This is a genomic window from Mumia zhuanghuii (assembly GCF_042681565.1).
In the GTDB taxonomy this organism is placed as follows: Bacteria; Actinomycetota; Actinomycetes; order Propionibacteriales; family Nocardioidaceae; genus Mumia.
Map to the genome: position 1 here is coordinate 1,391,067 of NZ_JBHUFT010000008.1, position 17,999 is coordinate 1,409,065.

The 17,999-nt window shown below is 72.0% G+C and carries 17 protein-coding genes; 4 read left to right on the forward strand and 13 right to left on the reverse strand.

The genetic code is table 11. From position 1 onward, the window contains the following. Window position 1 precedes the first annotated feature (1 nt). Window positions 2-988, reverse strand: a complete 987-nt coding sequence (locus ACFSDF_RS15180; protein WP_377158083.1) for a sigma-70 family RNA polymerase sigma factor — start codon at window positions 986-988, stop codon at window positions 2-4. A gap of 31 nt (window positions 989-1,019) precedes the next feature. Here ACFSDF_RS15180 and ACFSDF_RS15185 point away from each other — a divergent pair, with 31 nt between their 5' ends. The 3 genes from ACFSDF_RS15185 (at window position 1,020) to ACFSDF_RS15195 (ending at window position 4,834) form a co-directional block, all read left to right on the forward strand. Beyond that, the gene (locus tag ACFSDF_RS15185) at window positions 1,020-1,874 is read left to right on the forward strand and encodes a YybH family protein (RefSeq protein ID WP_167250048.1); all 855 of its coding nucleotides are present in this window, start codon (window positions 1,020-1,022) and stop codon (window positions 1,872-1,874) included. A 93-nt stretch (window positions 1,875-1,967) separates the two neighbouring features. Further along, window positions 1,968-3,023, forward strand: a complete 1,056-nt coding sequence (locus ACFSDF_RS15190; RefSeq protein ID WP_167004394.1) for a PIG-L family deacetylase — start codon at window positions 1,968-1,970, stop codon at window positions 3,021-3,023. Then, window positions 3,020-4,834 carry a sensor histidine kinase gene (locus tag ACFSDF_RS15195; protein ID WP_167004391.1) on the forward strand — a complete coding sequence of 605 codons (1,815 nt, stop codon included), beginning with the start codon at window positions 3,020-3,022 and terminating at the stop codon, window positions 4,832-4,834. The genes ACFSDF_RS15190 and ACFSDF_RS15195 overlap by 4 nt, the downstream gene beginning before the upstream one ends. On the opposite strand, the gene ACFSDF_RS15200 is transcribed toward ACFSDF_RS15195, so the two are convergent. The 7 genes from ACFSDF_RS15200 to ACFSDF_RS15230 all read right to left on the reverse strand — a co-directional run bounded on the left by ACFSDF_RS15200 (window position 4,788) and on the right by ACFSDF_RS15230 (window position 13,049). Continuing rightward, window positions 4,788-6,059, reverse strand: a complete 1,272-nt coding sequence (locus tag ACFSDF_RS15200; protein ID WP_167250050.1) for a hypothetical protein — start codon at window positions 6,057-6,059, stop codon at window positions 4,788-4,790. The two genes, ACFSDF_RS15195 and ACFSDF_RS15200, sit on opposite strands and share 47 nt — an antisense overlap. Beyond that, window positions 5,987-7,225 carry a glycosyltransferase family 2 protein gene (locus ACFSDF_RS15205; RefSeq protein WP_243845072.1) on the reverse strand — a complete coding sequence of 413 codons (1,239 nt, stop codon included), beginning with the start codon at window positions 7,223-7,225 and terminating at the stop codon, window positions 5,987-5,989. The genes ACFSDF_RS15200 and ACFSDF_RS15205 overlap by 73 nt, the downstream gene beginning before the upstream one ends. 35 nt (window positions 7,226-7,260) lie before the next feature. Further along, the gene (locus tag ACFSDF_RS15210; protein ID WP_377158086.1) at window positions 7,261-8,172 is read right to left on the reverse strand and encodes an ATP-grasp domain-containing protein; all 912 of its coding nucleotides are present in this window, start codon (window positions 8,170-8,172) and stop codon (window positions 7,261-7,263) included. A gap of 49 nt (window positions 8,173-8,221) precedes the next feature. Further along, the gene (locus ACFSDF_RS15215; RefSeq protein ID WP_167004996.1) at window positions 8,222-9,532 is read right to left on the reverse strand and encodes a lipase family protein; all 1,311 of its coding nucleotides are present in this window, start codon (window positions 9,530-9,532) and stop codon (window positions 8,222-8,224) included. A gap of 321 nt (window positions 9,533-9,853) precedes the next feature. Then, complete coding sequence (locus ACFSDF_RS15220) at window positions 9,854-11,353, reverse strand: DUF4153 domain-containing protein (protein ID WP_167004381.1); 1,500 nt, start codon at window positions 11,351-11,353, stop codon at window positions 9,854-9,856. Continuing rightward, the gene (locus ACFSDF_RS15225; RefSeq protein ID WP_167004378.1) at window positions 11,350-12,360 is read right to left on the reverse strand and encodes a HAMP domain-containing sensor histidine kinase; all 1,011 of its coding nucleotides are present in this window, start codon (window positions 12,358-12,360) and stop codon (window positions 11,350-11,352) included. The genes ACFSDF_RS15220 and ACFSDF_RS15225 overlap by 4 nt, the downstream gene beginning before the upstream one ends. Continuing rightward, the gene (locus ACFSDF_RS15230; protein WP_377158089.1) at window positions 12,357-13,049 is read right to left on the reverse strand and encodes a response regulator transcription factor; all 693 of its coding nucleotides are present in this window, start codon (window positions 13,047-13,049) and stop codon (window positions 12,357-12,359) included. Before ACFSDF_RS15230 ends, ACFSDF_RS15225 begins: the two co-directional genes overlap by 4 nt. Before the next feature lie 90 nt (window positions 13,050-13,139). Between ACFSDF_RS15230 and ACFSDF_RS15235 the strand changes: the two genes are divergently transcribed. Continuing rightward, window positions 13,140-13,811, forward strand: coding sequence for a SanA/YdcF family protein (locus ACFSDF_RS15235; RefSeq protein ID WP_167004372.1), 672 nt, complete (start codon window positions 13,140-13,142; stop codon window positions 13,809-13,811). A 9-nt stretch (window positions 13,812-13,820) separates the two neighbouring features. Here the strand turns inward: ACFSDF_RS15235 and ACFSDF_RS15240 are convergent, their stop codons facing one another. The 5 genes from ACFSDF_RS15240 to ACFSDF_RS15260 all read right to left on the reverse strand — a co-directional run bounded on the left by ACFSDF_RS15240 (window position 13,821) and on the right by ACFSDF_RS15260 (window position 17,912). Beyond that, window positions 13,821-14,426 carry a response regulator gene (locus tag ACFSDF_RS15240; RefSeq protein ID WP_377158091.1) on the reverse strand — a complete coding sequence of 202 codons (606 nt, stop codon included), beginning with the start codon at window positions 14,424-14,426 and terminating at the stop codon, window positions 13,821-13,823. After that, complete coding sequence (locus tag ACFSDF_RS15245) at window positions 14,423-15,535, reverse strand: sensor histidine kinase (RefSeq protein ID WP_377158092.1); 1,113 nt, start codon at window positions 15,533-15,535, stop codon at window positions 14,423-14,425. The genes ACFSDF_RS15240 and ACFSDF_RS15245 overlap by 4 nt, the downstream gene beginning before the upstream one ends. A 49-nt stretch (window positions 15,536-15,584) precedes the next feature. Continuing rightward, window positions 15,585-16,010 (reverse strand): DUF6069 family protein, encoded by a 426-nt coding sequence (locus tag ACFSDF_RS15250; protein ID WP_167004366.1) that lies wholly within the window; start codon window positions 16,008-16,010, stop codon window positions 15,585-15,587. 118 nt (window positions 16,011-16,128) lie between these two features. Then, on the reverse strand, window positions 16,129-16,998 hold the full coding sequence (locus ACFSDF_RS15255; RefSeq protein ID WP_377158093.1) for an ABC transporter permease: 870 nt from the start codon (window positions 16,996-16,998) through the stop codon (window positions 16,129-16,131). Continuing rightward, window positions 16,995-17,912, reverse strand: coding sequence for an ABC transporter ATP-binding protein (locus tag ACFSDF_RS15260; RefSeq protein WP_167004361.1), 918 nt, complete (start codon window positions 17,910-17,912; stop codon window positions 16,995-16,997). The genes ACFSDF_RS15255 and ACFSDF_RS15260 overlap by 4 nt, the downstream gene beginning before the upstream one ends. Window positions 17,913-17,999: the final 87 nt, after the last annotated feature.

Here is a 17,999-nt window from a genome sequence, read left to right on the forward strand (position 1 = left end):
GTCACCGCTGCACGGGGAGCGACACCGGCAGCCCGAACGCGGTGAAGTCCGCCTCGAGGAAGGCGACCACCTCGGTGACTCGTCCGTCCTCGACCGTGAGGACGTCCAGCCCGCCCGGTCGGAACTCCCCGCGCTCGGCGTCGCGCATATACGTCCCGAACGCGAGCTGCCCGTTCGCGGTCGTCGGCAGGAACCGCCAGGACTCCCGCACCGGGCCGCTGCGCAGGAACGCGGTGACGTCGGCAAGACCTGCGTACCAACGGGGGAGCGGCGGCATCGAGTAGCGGACGTCGTCGGCGAGCAGCGCCACGATCTGGTCGACGTCGCCCTCCTCCCACGCACGGGCGTAGCGGTCGGCCAGTGCGTCGAGCCCTCCGTCGTACGACGCTGGTGCCGGTGGCAGCCCGTCCGCGACTGCGGCGCGCGCCCGCTGCAGCAGGCTGTTCACCGCGGCGACGGTGAGGTCGAGGATGCCGGCGACCTCGGCTGCGCGGAACGCGAGCACCTCGCGCAGCAGGAGGACGGCGCGCTGCGACGCCGGGAGGTGCTGCAGCGCGGCGACGAACGCAAGGCGTACGGTCTCGCGGTCGACCGTCTGATCCTCGGGGGATGCCTCGAGCCAGCTTCCGGGCAGCGGCTCGAGCCACGCGACCTCGGTCGCGCCTGCGCCGAGAGCGACGGGGAGCTCGCGGCGGCCGCGTCGTTCGCTCAGCGTCAGGCAGCGATTGGTGGCGATGCGGTAGAGCCAGGCCCGCAGGTGCCGGCCGTCGAAGCGTGCGAGGCCCTGCCACGCGCGGACCAGCGTCTCCTGCTCCGCGTCCGCCGCGTCCGCGGTCGAGCCGAGCATCCGGTAGCAGTGGAGGCGCAGCTCGCGGCGGTACGGCGTGACGAGGCGCGCGAAGGCGTCCTCGTCGCCGGCGCGAGCGCTCGCGAGGTCGTCCTCGTGGTCGTCGCGATGAGTTTCGTCGCTCTGCGAGGTTCCTTCCACGACAGCACACTCTCAGACCGGAGGCTCCGCGATGGACCACGAATCCGACATCCGCACCCTGGTGACCCGCTGGATCGACGCCGTCGACCGTGGGACCGACCTCGACGCCGTGCTCGCCGACCACACCGACGACGTCGTGATGTACGACGTCCCTCCGCCGTACGAGGGCAACCGCGGCATGCAGGCGTACCGCGACTCGTGGCCTGCGTTCCTCGCCTGGCAGCGCGGCGACGGACAGTTCGCCCTCGAGTCCCTGGAGATCACGGCGGGAGACGACGTCGCGTTCGCGCACGGGCTCGTCGTCTGCCGCTCGACGGGGGCCCACGACGAGCACCCCGACCAGCGGCTGCGCCTCACCCTCGGCCTGCGCCGGGTCGAGGGACGGTGGCGCATCGCGCACGAGCACCACTCGTTCGCCGACGACCGTGACCGGCGCGACCGCGCCGGCGAGGCTGACATCGCGGCGGTGCTGCGACGCTGGCACGACGACACCGCCGCCAAGAACCTCGACGGCCTGATGGCCGACATCGCGAGGGACGTGGCGTCGTACGAGTACGAGGAGCCGCACGTGCTCCCCGACGTCGACGCCGTCCGTGAGAACTGCCGTCGGGGGCTGGAGGCGACGCAGGAGAAGGTCGACTTCACGGTGGTCGACCCCGAGATCGTCGTCCGCGACGACGTCGCCGTGGCGTGGGGGCTCGACCGCGTCGAGGTCCCGCAGGCGGAGGGGGACAGCGTCACGACCTGGTCGCGCGGGACACGCGTCTTCCGGCGGCGAGACGGGAAGTGGCTGCTGGTCCACCAGCACCTCTCGTACCCGCTCACCACCGGCACCGACCGGGCTCGGGTGGACCTCCCACCTCCCACGGTGGCGGCGATCGGCTGAGGTGCTCGCACCCGTCCTGACGTCGTTTCCGCCTCGCTCGTCCGACCCCGCGGATATAGGTTGCTGCCAATCGAGTCGGTTGAGGGGGAGATCGTGGACGTCCAGAAGCTCCGGGCATTGGTGATCGAGGACGATCCGGACGCGGCCAACTTCGCCCGGATCGCGCTCGAGCGCTTCGCGGACATGGAGGTCGCCATCGCCTCCGACGCGGAGGAGGCGCTCACGGTCCTCGCCGTCGACCGTTTCGACGTGATCGTGAGCGACATCGAGCTTCCCGGACGTTCGGGGCTGGACATCCTTCCCCAGGTGCGGATGCTCGCCCCCGGTGTCCCGGTCGTGATCCTCACCGCGCACGGGGTCGTCTCGTACGCGGTCGAGGCCCTGCGCAGCGACGCCGACGAGTTCCTGGTCAAGCCGATCGCGCCCACGGACCTCGCGGCCCGGGCGACCCAGCTCGCGCAGGAGGCGAAGCTGGTCCGCTCGCGGTCCCGTTCGGTCGTGCTGGCGGTCGGCGCGCACCCCGACGACGTCGAGATCGGGATCGGCGCGACGCTCGCGGCACACGCGGCCGCTGGCGACCAGCTGGTGATCATGACGCTCTCGGGCGGCGCGATCGGGGGCGAGGCGGCGGTGCGTCACGAGGAGGCGCTCGCCGCGGCCGCGGTCGTCGGCGCACGTCTGGTGCACCTGGACTTCCAGGACACCTATCTCGACCCGGCCGACGGGGTCATCACGGCGATCGAGGAGGTCGTCGCCGAGGTGCAGCCGGACCGCGTCTACACGCACAGCGCGCGAGACCGGCACCAGGACCACCGTGCGGTCCACGAGGCCGTGCAGGTCGCCGCGCGGCGGGTCCCTGGCCTGTGGTGCTACCAGAGCCCGTCGAGCACCGTGGAGTTCCGCCCCAACCGCTTCATCGACGTCGAGGGCTACGTGGAGACCAAACTGAGGATGCTCGCCGCGTACGCGTCGCAACGTCATCGCGACTACGTGCAGCCCGAGCTGGTGAGGGCGACGGCGCGCTACTGGTCGCGCTTCAGCCCGGCGCGTGACGTCGAGCCCCTCGAGACGGTGCGCGCGGCGGAGCTGGTGGCGGCCCCGGAGGTCGTGGCGACGGCGGAGGCCGATTCCGTGAGAGAGCACGCGTGACGACGCAGGCTCGCCCGAGGTCACGGCTGCGTCGGCTGACCCGGGTCTTCGGCAGCCAGTTCGACCCCGAGATGGTCGGACTTCGCGAACTCCCGTTCACGGGCGTGTTCGGGATCGTCGTCGCGGTGGAGGTCGTTCGAGGGACGATCCCGCACCCGCGGTCGACGGTCGTCGCCGTGAGCATCGTCATCGTCGTGCAGCTGGTCGCCCTGTTCGGCGCGTGGGAGCGGTGGCCGCACTGGTGGCAATACGCGCTACCCCTCGCGCAGATCGCGGCCCTGGGCGGACTCGCGTACGGCTCCGGGGAGGCCGCGAGCTACTTCTCGAGCATGCTCTTCCTGCCGGTCATCAACCTCGCACTCCAGCCTGGCTACCTGGGGCTCGCGCTCGGGACCGCCGGGGCCGGGGTCGTGACCATGCTCCCGGCGTTCCTGTCGGTCCGTCCCGACGTCTCCCCGTCGGCGCCGACCCGGGCGATCGTGGTGACCACGTGCGCGTTCCTGGTCGGCACCGGTGCGTCCGCCGTCACGCAGCGGCTGCGCGAGCAGGCGGCGACGCTCGAGTCGCTGCGTCGGCAGCAGGTCGCGACGATGCACTCGCTCGAAGGGAGCCGCGACCGGCTGCAGGCGCTCTCCGCTCGGCTCGAGCAGTCACGCGACCTGCTGGCGAGTGTGGTCGAGGCCGCCACCGAGCAGCTCATCGTCGGGACGGACGAGGTCGGGACGATCATGATCAACAGCCCAGGTGCTCGTGTGCTCCTGGGCGGCACCGACGCAGTGCTGACCGGATCGTCGGTCACCGACTTCTTCGACCCCGAGGGCCTCCGCGGTGCTGCCGCGGCTCGCGGGCTGGGGAGCACGGCTGTCGACCTCCTCCAGGGCCTCGTCGGGGAGGCCGGCGTGGGGCGTCCGGAGCACCGGGAGTGGACGTTGGTGCGCCTCGACGGTTCGTCCCTGCCGGTCGAGGTGACGGTCACGCGCCGGTCGTTGCTCGACGACGCTGAGGCGGACGGATACCTCTTCGTCGCGACCGACCTGACCCAGCGGAAGGAGGCCGAGCGCCTCCAGGACGAGTTCATCGGGCTCGTCAGCCACGAGCTGCGGACGCCGCTGGCGTCGATCATGGGGTACGTCGAGCTGCTGCGGTCCGACGAGGGCGCGCTCACCGTCGCGCAGAACCACTCGCTCGACGTGGTCGAACGCAACGCTCAGAGGCTGCTCCGGCTGGTCGAGGACCTTCTCCTCAGCGTGCAGGTCGTGGCGGGGACCTTCGCCCTCGACGCCCGTCCTCTCGACGCTACGGAGACGGTCCGACGATCGGTCGCGAATCTGATGCCCACCGCCGACACGGCCGGCGTGACCGTGACGGTCGACGCACCGGAGGGGGTGTCTCTCGTGACCGACCCCGAACGACTCGGACAGGTCGTCGAGAACCTCGTCGCGAACGCGGTGAAGTTCTCCGCGCGCGGGGGGACGGTCCGTGTCTCCGTCCACGCGACCGCCGCCGGTGACGGTGGCCGGGGAGCAGAGCTCGTGGTCGCCGACGACGGTGCCGGCATGACCGCCGACGAGCTCGAGCGGGTCACCAAGCGCTTCTTCCGGACCCGTACGGCGCAGCAGCAGCGGGTCCGTGGCCTCGGCCTGGGCCTTTCGATCGTCGACGCGATCGTCACCGCGCACGGCGGGACGATGGCGATCCGCAGCACACCGCGGGAGGGGACGACGGTCACGGTCGATCTTCCCGACGCCCGCGAGGCGCCGGCAGTCAGCGCTGATCCGGATCCACAGGCGACGCTGCCCCCGTCGACGTAGTCGTATCGGCCCACGCGGACCGGAGGACATCCCAGTCGCCCGCGGTCATCAACGAGTACGGGGTGACGTTGACATTGGTGATCCCGTTCGTGGCAGCACTCCGTACGGCGCTGTCGAGCGCGGTCGTCGTGATCCGGCGCGCCTTGCCCGTCGACCGGTCGCCCCACAGACCGACCGAGACCAGGAACCGAGTCATGTCGTACCCGCCGTCTCGCAGCGCGGCCGTGACCTGCTCGATGTCGGCCGGCGGGCGGAGCGGGATGCCGATGTATGCCCACAGCTGTAGGCGCAGGTCGCGGACGGAGGACAGCAGGATCCGGTAGTCCTGCCCGCTCTTCGGTCGACCGGACGCCGGGTCCTCCCAGTCGACCCCCACGTCCATCGTCAGCCCGATCTGCCGGCCCTCGCCGTCCCGCACGGCGTCGAGGGCCGTACGCATCCGGCCCAGCAGTCCGGCGATCACCTCCGAGCGCCACCTGCCGATCAGCGGCGACTCGGTGTCGATGGCGCCATCCTCGGTGCGCGGCCAGTCCGCCTCCGCGGACATCTCGCGGTAGAGGGCGAGGTCCTCGTCGCCGTAGGTGTAGGCGCTGAAGAACAGCTCGGTGACCTCGATCGCGGCGGGGTCGTAGCGCTCGCCCAGCGCGGCGACGTACGCGACCAGGCGGTCGCCGACCTCGCCGGTCGCGAGCTGCGTTGCCGAGGCGCCATGGGTGGAACGCCTCCCACGCACGCCCGTCCCGGCGACCCTCGGGTCCTCCTTGATCCACTCCGGGACGAAGGCGTCGACGATGAGGTTGATCTGGCGGGGGCTCCCGTCCGGCGCCTCGCGCAGCATCCGTGCCGCGACCGCGAGGTGGTCGGTGCCGGGCTCGGCGGCAGCGTCCGGGTGCTCCGACCAGTCGAACGCGGTGAACTCGACCCGTCCGGCGCCGAGGTTCACCGTCGTCGCGTGAGCGTCGGCGAGCTGCTCGGAGACGGCGTCCCAGTCGGTCTCGGGGTCGATGACCCTGCCGAAGTCGACGCTCAGCGACCGGACCTCCCTAGGGGCAGGGCTCGGGCGCAGGGTCGGGAGCGGGCCGTCGTCCTCCGGAGACGGATTGTCGGGCAGCAGCACGGCACCCACTGCCGCGGCGACGGCGAGCGTGCCGATCAGGACGATGCCCCGGAGTCGTCGACCAGGCCGTCCACCGACACCGTCCCGGTGCGGTCGAGCTTGTTCCATCGGTTCTCGGCTCCCTTCAGCTCGAGCCAGACTGCGCGCACCATCACGAGGCTCATCACACCTGAATAGACGGGCCAGGCCAGCAGCGTCCACACGTAGCGCAGGTCCCGGGGAGCCCGGTCGAGCGCGACCGCGAGGAGGAGCAGGACGACGGAGATCGGGAGGCCGACGAGGACCAGGGCCGTCCACAGGTTCGCGGGGAGCGCGGGGACGTCGCCGGCCGCCGCGAGCGAGGCGATCACGAGCACGGCGAGCACCTGGAGGAAGGGGACGACGATCTGCGTGACGGTGTTGAACACGAGGAAGGCGCCGAACGCCCCGTACCTCAGGTTGCCGACCATGCGCCGGTGCCGTCGGGTCACCTGGAGCAGACCCCGGGCCCACCGCACCCGCTGCCGCCACAGCGCGCGCGGGGTCGACGGCGACTCGGCGTAGAGCAGAGCGTGCGGGGCGAACGCGACGCGGTAACCCACGCCGTACACGCGCCACGTGAGCTCGAGGTCCTCGCCGACGGTGTCCTCGCGGACGGCTCCGACCACGTCGAGCACGTCACGGCGGAAGGCCCCGATGTTGCCCGACACGATCGGCAGGCATCCGAGCTCGTGCATCGCGCGGCGCATGAGGCCCGTGCCGAGATGACTGATCAGCGCCAGGAACCGGGTCTGCACGCGGTCGAGGTTCACGGGACGGTCGTTGCCGCAGACCGCGCCGACGTCCTCCTGCCGGAACGCCTGCAGCATGCGCGTGATCGTGTGCGGCCCGAAGAGGCCGTCGGCGTCGACGAGCATCAGCACCGAGCCACGAGCGTGCGCGATCCCGGTGTTGAGCGCCGCGCCCTTGCCGGCGTTGGCCTGGGTGAGCGCCGTGACCGGCCCTAGCTCGTCGGCGACCGCCTGCGCGACCGCGTACGTGTCGTCGGTGGACCCGTCGTCGACGCAGATCACCTCGTACCGGTCGTAGGCGCTGTTCGCGATCGAGCGCAGGCAGTTCTCGAGGACGACGCCCTCGTTGTAGGCGGGCACGACCACGCTCACGAACGGCGGCTCGGTGAAGATCGTGCCGACGTCGACAGGTCTCGTGTCGTCGGGGCCGCGGTGACGCACCTCGAACAGCAGCGAGAACGGCACGAAGAGCAGCCGGAGGAGACCTGCCACGAGCACGGTCACGCTCACCACGGTCGCGAGCGCACCGAGGAAGGCACTCACGGCTTGGGGCCGAGCCACTCGTCGAGGACTAGGTCGAGCAGCTCGGGTGCGTGCGCGGACAGGGCGCCGAACCGGCCGTTGACCTCCAGCACGTACGGCGCGCCGGCCGTGTCCCGACGCACGTCCATGTCGACCGGACCGACGAGGTCGAGCGCCTCGACGGTCGCGGCAGCGATCTGGGTGACATCGGGGACGGCGCTGTCCGGCAGGCGTACGGCGTCGGCCGCGTTGCCGACGCGGCCCTCCTTGAGCACCGTCTTCTCGAGGACCACGACGGTCGTAAGCCCGGTGCGTGGTGAGCGGTAGACCTGCGGGGCGTACTCGGGTCCGTCGACGAAGCCCTGCACGATCCATGAGGCATCGGTGGCCGACCAGTCGAGGTCCTCGGGCTTCTCCACGACCGAGACGCCGCGCCCGCCGCGCGACACCCGAGGCTTGACCACGACCGGTCCGCCGGCCCACGCGAGCGCGCCGGCCGCGTCCGGCAGCTCGGAGGCTGCCGTGTGGACGGGCACCGGGACACCGGCGCTCGCGAGCGTCCACATCGTGAGGAGCTTGTCCGCGGCGAGGCCGGAGGCGCGAGCACTCGCGATCACCACCGAGGCGCGTGGCGCGGCCGCCTCCGCGATCACGTCCGCGAGGACGGCCGCCTGCGGGAGCTCGTCCTGAACCGTGGGGATCACGAGGTCGGGGCGGAAGCGCTCAACGACCGCACGCATCGACGGGGCGTACGCGGGGTCGGCCGCGGCGGCGACCGTGGCGATGTCGGTGAACGGTCCTCCGTCGAGAGAGTCGAGGTCGACACCGATCGTGCGCAACGTACGCCCGTCGCGAGCACGGTCGGCGAGCTGACGACCGAGCGAGGACCCTGCAGGACCACCGGCGCCGGTGACGAGGACGGTGGGCATGCGGCGAGTCTGCCACCGACGGCGCCAGATCGCCTTCCGGCGCGTCACCTCACAGCATCAGCGGCAGCTTCCAGCAGTTGGAGTACGCCCGCCGGCCTTCGAGTCGGTCCGTGAGCCAGCCGATCGCCGACCCCTGGTCCTCGATGAGCGGCAGGAAGTGGTTCGTGAGCACGATCTTGTCACCGAGGTTGGGCAGGTAGATCGGCTCGTACGTGACGTTGGCGCCCTTGGCGCACCAGTCCACCGCGAGCTGACGGGCCTGACCGTGCGGGACGGTGTCGTCGGCGACGCCGGTGGCGACGCGCACGGGCGTGGACGGCTTGATCCGACCGATGCGCTGCGCGTCGACCGCCGCCTTCACCGCGGGCTCGCGGGCGATGACGTCGCCGAGCGAGATGCCCTGCTTGGTCCAGCTCTTGGTCTTGGCAAAGGGGTAGCCGAGGATGCCGTCGCCGACGCACATCGTCGAGACGTCGGCGAGCGCCGCGCGGCCAGCGTCGTTGATGTAGCTGTCGATGATCGGCTGGAGGGCAGGCTTGGCTTGGGCGAGCCCGTTCACCGTCCATCCGGCGGCCGCGGCGAGCGCGCTGCCATCGATGCCAGGGAGGACCTTCACGAGATCAGCCGGCGGAGCGCCCGCGTACACGCCGGCGAGCGTGACGTCCGGTGCGTACGTCGGCTGGAGCTCGGCCGCCGACGCGGTCGCGCCGCCGCCCTGGCTGTAGCCGTACAGGCCGACGGGGGAGGAGGCGGTGACCGAGGTCCCGGTCAGCGAGCGCGTCGCCCGTACGGCGTCGAGCACGGCGTGGCCCTCGTCGACACGGTTCACGTAGGTGTGCAGCCGGTCGGTCGCCCCGAGCCCGACGTAGTCGGTGACGGCGACCGCGATGCCCTTGGCGAGGAGGCGGTACGTGGCGAGGTTCTCGTAACCGACCGACACCGTGCCCTCGGTCAGGTTGAGCGCGAGCGCGTTCTCGAGCGCGAGCGACGCCGCGCACTGATCGCCTTGGCCCATGGTGCCGGGCGCCAGCACGACGAGCGGGCGCGGACCGCTGCCGGTCCACCGTGCGGCAGGCTCGATGTAGGCGCCGGTCACCGCGACGGGCTGGCCGTTCGAGTCGGTCGACTTGTACATCATCCGGGTCGCCGTCCCCGGGAGCGGACCGCTGAGGCCGGGCAGGCTCAGGCCGAGCGTGAGCGGCTCGCTCCGGATCAGGGCGCCGTTGGCGGACGGCAAGGACGTGGGCGGGTTGTAGAACGTCGGGATGGTGATGCCCCGGGAGACGACCGGGGTGTCCTCGGCCGCCGAGGCGGGCGCCTGGACGCCGAAGAGGACGAGCGCGGACAAGGCCGCGGTCATGAGGGGTCTGCGCAGCTGCTTCACGAGTGACTCCTGTATCGGTGGGTGCACGACGCCGACGAGAGCGTGGCGACGTGACGAGAATCCGACTGCGGTCACTCGCGGTAGCGAGGCGTGGCGCAGCGGGCAGTGCCCGCTGAAGGGTCCCCCGGGTGCGCGGGCTGCAACGTCTTCACGGCAGTTTTGCGAGGACGTTACTGATTGGTAACGGAGCCTAGGGGCTCGTGTTGTTTCGCGCACGACGTGGCGACGTCAACGATGGCGACGCGCCTGACGGATGCCGCCGGCGGGCTGGCCTTGTCGACCGGCGAGGCGATCCCCTCACCCCTTTGGCGAGCCCTCGCAGTCGCGTCCGCCGGCGAGGCCACCGGGTGCCGCCTCGTGGGCACGGGCACGGCCGAGGTTCCACTCCAACCAGTCGCCCGTACGGGCGGCGTCCACCCAGACGCACCCGCGCAGGTCGGCCGGCAGGTCCGCGAGGACCGGCGTGGCATCGGCGGAGAGGTCGGACAGGTAGTACCAGTCGATCTTGCCGGTGGCCTCGTACCGGTCGAGGTTGCGCTCGGCGATGTACGCGTCCGGGTTGAGCGCCGCCATCGCGAGGAGCGCGGCCGCCCCGGTGAGCAGGGCGGCGCGGGGGACCCACCGCCCCGAAAGCCTGATCCCCGCGACGAGGACGAGCAGGACCACGACGCCGAGCCACCCTTCGAAGAATGACACGAGGAGCCGGAGCTGGGTGAAGCCGTACGCCTCCTCGTACACGCTCATCCGGTGCAGCGCAGAGGCCACGACGACCAGCGTCAGCAGGCACAGCGCGCCCAGCACCATGCGCAGGAGCAGCCGGTCGCGGGCCGTCACGCGCGGGGCCTTCCGTGCCGCGAGCGCGACCACCGCGAGGGTGAGGAGCGTCGCGATCGTGAGCTGGGCGAAGCCCTGGTGCACGTACTCGGCGTACGTGAGTCCGGTCGTCCGTCGCAGGTAGTCGTGACCGCCGAACATCACGGTGAGCTGCGCGACGACGAAGACGGCGAACAGCCCGACGACCAGCGACACCGGCACCAGCCACTCGAAGCGTCGCACCACCGGGGAGCCGACCGGAACCGCCAGGCGCTCGACACGCGGCGGGTTGAGCGCGACGTAGACGCCGGCCAGCGTCAGGCCCCCGAGTGCCAGGCCGGTGAAGGCGCGAACGGGCATGTCGTCGAGGGTCAGGTCGGGCACGAGCGCGTCCGCCCAGCGGGCGAAGACCGCGTCGGCGGACGCGAAGAGCGCGCCGAAGACCACGACGGCGATGGCCGACAGCACGACCGTACGGACGATCGGGGCCCACGTGCGCGAACCGGGCGCGACGGTGAGCGACCTGCCCAGCCAGGGGAGCCCCCGTACCGCCGCGAGCGGGACCGCGGCCATCGAGGCGGCCATCCCGGGGACCGAGCGGCCCCCCGCCAGCGCCGTCGCGCCGACCGCGAACGCCGCGAGCAGGCACAAGATGCTCACCCACTCCGCCGCGAGCAGGAACAGCGGCGTCAGCAGGAGGACGCTCAGCGTGGCCGACACCAGGTGGTACGGGCGGCGGAACCGCTCGTCGGCGACGGCGACGACACCACAGACGCCGACGAAGACGAGGAACGTGCCGATCCCGAGGTCGCGGAACGGCAGCACCAGGGCGGCCAGCGCGCCGACGGCGGCGGCAGCGACGACAAGCCGGGGCCGTGCAGGTACCGACGGCTCGGGCCACAGCTGGCCGAAGAGGGCGTCGAGCAGGGGCTCGGGCTTCGGGGACGCTGGCGGAACGGGGTACGCAGGGTAGGCAGAGCTCACGCGGGTGTTCCTTCCGGGAGGTTCTCGGGGAGGCAGGCGCGGATCCGGCATCCGGTCGTGGTGTCGGCGACCTCGATCGAGCCGCCGTGCAGGTCGGTGACCCAGCGGGCGATCGCGAGGCCGAGGCCGGTGCCGCCGTCGTGCTGGCCGGCGCCGGTGCCGGTCGTGAAGCGCTCGAAGACGGCCGTCCGTTGGGTGGGGTCGATGCCGGGTCCTTCGTCAGAGACCTCGAGCACCATGCCGCGCTCGCCGGGCCGCGCCTGGACGTGCACGGCGCCCTGGTCGGGGCTGTGGCGTGCGGCGTTGTCGAGCAGGTTGGCGACGAGCTGGTGGAGCCGGGCGCGGTCGGCGCGTACGACGAGGTCGGACGGCTCGACCGACACCGCGAAGCGCACCGGCTGCCCGGTGAGCGCCGCTTCGCGGACGGCGTCGTCGAGGAACGGTCGTACCTCGATCGGTTGCGCGTCGAGTGCGCTGATCCCGGCATCGACGCGGGACAGGTCGAGCAGGTCGGAGACGAGGTGACTGAGCCGTTCGGTCTGCTCGAGCGCCGTACGGAGCTGCTCGGGGTCGGGATCGACGACGCCGTCGGCGAGGTTCTCCAGGAGCGCCCGCAGCGCCGTGACCGGAGTGCGCAGCTCGTGGGAGACGTTCGCGACGAGGTCGCGGCGCTGGCGGTCGACGGCTTCGAGGTCGGCGGCCATCGTGTTGAAGGCGCGGGCGAGCTCGCCGACCTCGTCGCGCGAGGATGCGGTCACCCGGCGGGAGTAGTCGCCGGTCGCCATCGTCCGTGCCGCCGCCGTCATCTCGCGCAGCGGCGACGTCATGCCGCGGGCGAGGAGCTGCGTGACGAGGAGCGCGACGGCGACCGTGGCGGGCACCGTCAGGAGCGGGTCGAGGCCGAGACGCGACCCGGCGAGGGGGAGCACGGCGGCGACGGCGACGGTCACCGCGACGAGGACCCCGAGCTTCGTCTTGATCGAACCGAGTCGGTCGAGCGGCCTCATGGCGTCACCTCGAGGGCGTACCCGACCCCGTGCACGGTGCGTACGGCCTCGGCGCCGATCTTGCCGCGCAGCGATCGGATGTGGCTGTCGACCGTACGGGTGCCGGCGGCGTCGCGCCAGTCCCAGACCTCGTCCAGCAGCTGCTCGCGGGTGAGGACCGTGCCGGGCTCGGTCGCAAGGCAGACCAGCAGGTCGAACTCGGTCGGGGTGAGGTGGACGAGCGTGCCGTCGAGCCGGACCTGGCGACGTGCACGGTCGACCTCGAGCGCACCGAGCGAGAGCGCCTCGGGCGCAGCGACCGTCAGCGCGGCCGCGCGCTCGACCCGCCGCAGGAGCGCCCGCACCCTCGCGACGAGCTCGCGCATGCTGAACGGCTTGGTGAGGTAGTCGTCCGCTCCGACCCCGAGCCCGACGAGGACGTCCGTCTCGTCGTCGCGGGCGGTGAGCATGAGGACCGGTACGGGGCGCTCGGCCTGCACGCGGCGGCACACCTCGTGGCCGTCGAATCCGGGCAGCATCACGTCGAGGACGACCAGGTCCGGTGGCCACTGGGCGGCGGTGGCGACGGCGCTCGGGCCGTCGTACTCCTGACGGACCTCGAACCCCTCGGCGACGAGGCGGTCGACGACCGACTGGTTGATGACACGCTCGTCCTCGACGACGAGGATCCGTGCTGCCGGTGTGCCCATGTCCTGAGCGTAAGTTCGCGGCTGCGCAGGTGGTGCCGAGAAGGTGTGAAGATCCTGTGCAGGTTGACCGCGTCGCCTACGCTCACCGGCATGAGTCGCCTGCGCCACCGCCTGATCATCGTCGCCGGGACCGCCGCGCTGTCGGGGGTCCTCGCGGTCGCTGCCGCGAACGCCGTCGTGGTGAAGCGGACCGACGACCGGGTCACCGACGACCCCGACGACCTGCCGCACGCCCAGGTCGCGATCGTCCCCGGGTCGTGGGTGCTCCCCGACGGCAGGCTCGGCGCGGTCGTCCAGCAGCGCGTCGACGCGGCGGTCGCGCTCTATCGCGCGGGGACGGTCGACAAGGTCCTCGTCTCCGGCGACAACCGGACGCACGCGTACAACGAGCCCGACGCGATGCGCGATGCCGTCCTCCGTGCAGGGGTGCCGCCCGAGGACGTGTTCACCGACTACGCCGGCCGCAGCACGTGGCACACGATGCGCCGCGCCCGCGAGGTCTTCCGTGTCGAGACGGCCGTCGTCGTGACGCAGGACTTCCACATCGCGCGCGCCGTGGATCTCGCAAGCGCCGCCGGGATGGACGTACGAGGGCTCGGCGTCGGCGACGCCAACCGCCTGCGGGTCAGCGCACGCGAGCTGCTCGCCCGCGTACGGGGCCTCGGCGAGGCGACACTCCGTCCTGACGTCATGCAGGGACCCGAGATCCCCATCACCGGCGACGGCCGCACCTCCTGGGCCAAGCCCGAGGCGACGTCCTAGGCGCCGCGGTCAGAGCCAGCCGTTGCGTCGGGCGAGATGCGCTGCCTCGACCTTGTTGCGCGTCCCCGTCTTGCCGATCGCGCTGGACAGATAGTTGCGGACCGTGCTCTTCGAGAGGTGCATCCGCTCGGCGATGTCCGCGATCGTCGCCCCGTCCTCGGCGGTGGTGAGCACGCTTCGTTCGCGGTCGGTCAGAGGCGAGGCGGCTTCGCGCAAGGCGCGACGGGCGAGTGTTGCGTCGATGGCGGTGCCGCCGCCCGCGACGTGGCGGACGGTCGCGGCGAGGTGCTCCGCGGGATCGTCCTTGACGACGAAGCCGCTCGCGCCGGCCGCCATCGCACGCTGGACGTAGCCCGGCCGCGCGAACGTCGTCACGATCAGGACGCGGCACGCGGGCAACTCGCGAGCGAGGTCCTCGGCGGCGTCGAGACCGCTGCGCCCCGGCAGCTCGATGTCGAGCAGCGCGACATCCGGTCGAGAGCGGAGCGCGTGGGGGAGCACGTCGCGGCCGTCAGCCACCTGGTCGACGACCTCGAGATCGGGTTCGAGCCCGAGGAGCACCGCGAGGGCGCCGCGCATCATCGTCTGGTCCTCGGCCAGCAGCAGGCGGATCACCGCGATCGCTCCGGCGCCGCGTCCAGTGCTGCCGGCACACGTGCGGTGAGCGAGAACCCGTCGGGGCCGGGCGCGACCTCCAGCTCGCCGCCGGCGGCGACGAGGCGGGACCGAAGGCCGTCGAGGCCACCGATCCGTCCCTCGTGCTCCGGTGGCGGCGTCCCGACGCCGTCGTCGCAGACGCGGAGCTCGAACGACGTCCCACGACGTACGAGGTCGATCCTGCACGTGCTGGCGCTGGAGTGGCGGAGCACGTTCGTCACTCCTTCGCGCAGCGCCCATGCGAGCGGAGTGCCCACCGCGGGGTCGACCGACGACGTCGGCGTGTGCACGTCGGCACGGATGCCGGCGGCGGTCAGCGCGTCATGCGCTGCCTCGAGCTGCTCGGTGAGAGTCAGCGTTCGGACTGCGTGGACGGTCTCACGCACATGCGTCAACGCGGTCCGCCCGATCTGCTCGATGTCGGCGGCGTGGACTGCAGCGGCGTCGGGGTCGGTGGGGACCAGTCGCCGGACTGCCTGCGCCTTCACCACCATGACGGAGAGGGTGTGCCCAAGCACGTCGTGAAGGTCGCGGGAGAACCGCTCGCGCTCGTCGGCGACGGCCGCGACGACGAGCTGCGCCCGGGTACGACGCAGTGCATCGGCGGTCGCCACCAGGTGGCTGAACGTCGCGGCCGCGGCTCCGGCGAGGGCGACGACGAACGCTTGCGAGTACACGTCCTCGACACTGGCGCCGCCGCGCGCGAGCGTTGAGGTCGCGAGCACGACCGCGAGGGTGATCGCGCCGAGAGCCACGGCCGGTCGGAAGGTGACCCCTGCCGTCATCGCGACGAGCAGCCACGCCGGAGGCCACCCGTCGTAGGCCAATGAGCCGATCCCGACCGAGACTGTCAGCACGACCCAGGCGGCCGTCGAGACGGTGCTCGAGCACGGCCAGCTCTTCAGGACCGCGACGACGCAGCTCGTGGCGGCGAGGGCGACCAGGCCCAGCGCGAGCACCACCGGGCCCGGTCCGGAGCGGACCTCAAGTGCCGGTGCCGCGAGGAGCACCGGCACCCACACCAGCACGGCGGCATGCCTAGGGAGGACTCGCGCGAGACGCGACACGGTGCTCACCGTACGCCCGGCGGGCTCTCCGTGGCCCCGCGGCTTGCGCTCACCGCAGCCGCCGCGAACGGTGCGCAGCGACGAGGACGACCACCGCGACGACCGCGTGCAGGGAGAGGAGTGCCCCCGTTGCCGCCGGTGACCGGGCGGCCGTCGGGCCGACGGCCGAGAGGAGCGTCCCGACGATCACGAGCGCTGTCCAGATCGGCAGTGCCCGAGCCGTGAGTCGCTCGAGGAGCCGCAGGATCAGCAGCCCGAGCAAGGCTCCGGCCGCTGCGGACGCGGCCACCGCCGCAACGCCGACCTCCTGCACCCCGTCGCCGGCCTCGACAGTGAGCTCGACGCCGGCAACCTTCGACGCGAACGTCCAGGCGATCATGGCGCACACGGTCGCAGCGGCGACGATGACGAGGTCGACGGTCCACGGCACGCGGGCGGCGGTGGGTCTGGTGCGGGGTGTGCTGACGGTAGACATCGGCGCTCCTTCGGTTCGGTGTCTTCGACCCTAGGCACCGAGGACCCCCTCACCGCAGAGGACGATGTCGCGAACGCGGCAGGACAGATGTCCTACCGCGCTCGCGAGCGAGGAGCTGTCAGGCCACGTCCCGTCGCCGGACTACGACGAGCACCAGCACCACGAGCCCGATGCAGTACGCCGCCACCGTCGCGAGCGCCTGGCCGCCGGTGAGGACCTCGAGGATGCCGGGAGTCTCGTTCGGGTTGGACGAGACGTCGACGATGGCGCCGACCAGCGAGCCGCCGGCCGTCCCGGGCAGGACCTCCGTCACCGCCTCGACCGGGCCGAGCAGCGCGCCCACCCCACGGAGCAGGTTCTCGACGACCAGGGCCCACACCAGTCCGAACCCGACCGCCAGCGCGGGCCCCCGCGCCACGGTGCCGAGCGCATAGCCGAGCAGCGCCCACATCTCGAGCACCAGGAATCCGCCGCCGAAGGACTCGAGCAGCGCGCCAACCGACGGCCAGGTGACTGCCTGCGACTCCGTACCGGCAACGAGGAGCGAGACCCCGGTGAACAGCACGAGCGTCAGCGCGAGGCTGCCGAGGACTGCGGCGGTGAGCGCGACGAGCGAGCCTCCGACCGTGGCGGGGCGCGACGGCCCCTGGGTGAAGACCGTCTTCCACGTCCCCCAGCCGTAGCCGTTGCCGGCCACGATCGCGCCGAGCACCAGCGCCAGCGCACCGCCGAACATCGGCAGCCCCTGGACGAGCACCGTCGGCAGCGCCGCAGGGAGCATCTCGACGAGCAGCTGCGCGCGGGTGTCGCCGTCGCCGGCGAAGCTGAGGTCGCCCGTCCGGTACGACAGGTACGGGAACAGATAGCCGAAGACCAGGGCCAGGGCGACCCAGACGGCCACCAGCACCCACACGGCCGGCCACTTGCGGAGCCGCAACAGCTCCGCCCGGGTGCTGCGCGTCATCGGGTTGTCGATCAGCGTGGTCATGCCACCTTCTCCTTCGTGGTCGGTGCCTCGGTGGTCATCTCGAAGAAGACCTCCTCGAGGCTGCGTTCGGTGGGGGACACCTCGTGGACGTCGACACCAGCCGCGACAAGGTCGCGGACGAGTGCGGGGGCAGCGGCCGCCGTCAGCGCGAGCTCGAGCCCGTGCGGCGTGCGGCGTGCGGCGTCCTCGCCCGCGACGCGCATCGCGACCGCGATGGCCGCGTCCTCCGGGGTCGCGCGGACCCGTAGCGTCGCGTCACCGCGCAGCTCGTCGACCCGCGCCTCGCGCAGGAGCCGACCGTCGTTGATGACGCCGACGCGGTCGCAGATCTCCTGGACCTCGGCGAGGAGGTGGCTGGAGAGCAGCACGGTCTGGCCGCCGCGCGCGAGCGACACCACGAGAGCCCGCATGTCGGCCATCCCGGCCGGGTCGAGGCCGTTGGTGGGCTCGTCGAGCACGATCAGCTCCGGGTCGCCCATGAGCGCGGAGGCCACACCGAGCCGCTGCTTCATGCCGAGCGAGTACGCCTTGAACTTGTCATCCGCGCGGTCGGTCAGATCGACACGCGCGAGCGCAGCGTCGACGGCATCGTCGCCGAGGCCCCGGTAGCGGGCCATCGTCCGCAGGTTGTCCCGCCCGGACAGGTACGGGAAGAATCCCGGCCCCTCCACGAGCGCACCGACCCGTGCGGTCACGTCAGGACGTCCCGCAGGGCGTCCGAGGACGCTCGCCTCTCCAGCCGTGGGCCGGATCAGTCCGAGCATCATCCGCAGGGTCGTCGTCTTGCCGGCCCCGTTCGGGCCGAGGAATCCGTAGACCTCGCCCCGTCGTACGGTCATGCTGACCGAGTCCACGGCGAGTCGGTCGCCGTACCTCTTGGTCAGCCCGTCTGTCTGTACCACCAGATCGTCCATGCCCCCTACGGTCGTCGCCTGGGGCGCGGAAAGCGTCCGCCCTGACGCGGCTCCTCCGTACGCGGATCTGCGTACGCCGAAGCCTCG